Source organism: Pseudomonas gingeri, assembly GCF_013385425.1.
GTDB classification, from domain to species: domain Bacteria; phylum Pseudomonadota; class Gammaproteobacteria; order Pseudomonadales; family Pseudomonadaceae; genus Aquipseudomonas; species Aquipseudomonas gingeri_D.
In genome coordinates this window covers 720-1,417 of the sequence record NZ_JACAQA010000046.1, presented here as the reverse complement: position 1 = coordinate 1,417, position 698 = coordinate 720, and the positions used below count along the sequence as shown (strand labels likewise).

Here is a 698-nt window from a genome sequence, read left to right as displayed (position 1 = left end):
CGACCGATATAACGCTGTTCATCGCTGGCGTCTTTGAGCTCGCGCTCGATACCGTACAGCTTGTTGATCATCGCCAGCGCGATATCCGCTCGACCCGACTTGCCCTTGGGCTGCACTTTCTGGGCCTCGATAAACTTGCGTCGCGCATGCGCCATGCAGAGCAAGCGCTCAACTCCGGGTTGGGCGCTCACCGCGTTGTAGGCCGCATAGTCGTCGGTCATCAAATAGCCACGATAGCCATCGAGCAGGCGTAACGGCACCTCCCGTCCCCGGCTGGTGGTGTAGTCAAACAACACGACTTTCCTGTCCGGCGGACCGCTGGCCTGCACCCACATCCAGGATTGGCTGGTCGGGTCACGGTCAGGTTCCTTGAGCACCTGAACGCGAGTTTCATCGCAGTGGATCACCGGGCTTTCCAGTAATCGCTCGCGCATCAGATTCAGTAGCGGCTGGAAGTGCTCACAGCACTGGATAACCCAACGGGCCAGGGTCTGGCGCGGGATATCAACACCGTGACGGCCGAGGACTTTTTCAAACCGATACAGCGGCAGGCCATCCACGTATTTGGTGGTCAGCAACATGGCCAGCACGCTGGGGCTGGCCATGCTCTTTTCAATCAATTGCGCGGGTTTGTCGGCGGTGACCGGGGCGCTTTCGCAACCTCGGCAGCCGTAGACCTTGCGAATGTGTTTGATCAC

General features: G+C 59.3%; 1 protein-coding gene. It reads right to left on the bottom strand.

Features of this window, described 5'->3' with window-relative positions; all coding sequences use genetic code 11:
• Positions 1-698 (bottom strand): IS66 family transposase (tnpC, locus tag HX830_RS31240; protein WP_256350859.1); only part of this gene is annotated, 698 nt, incomplete at both ends.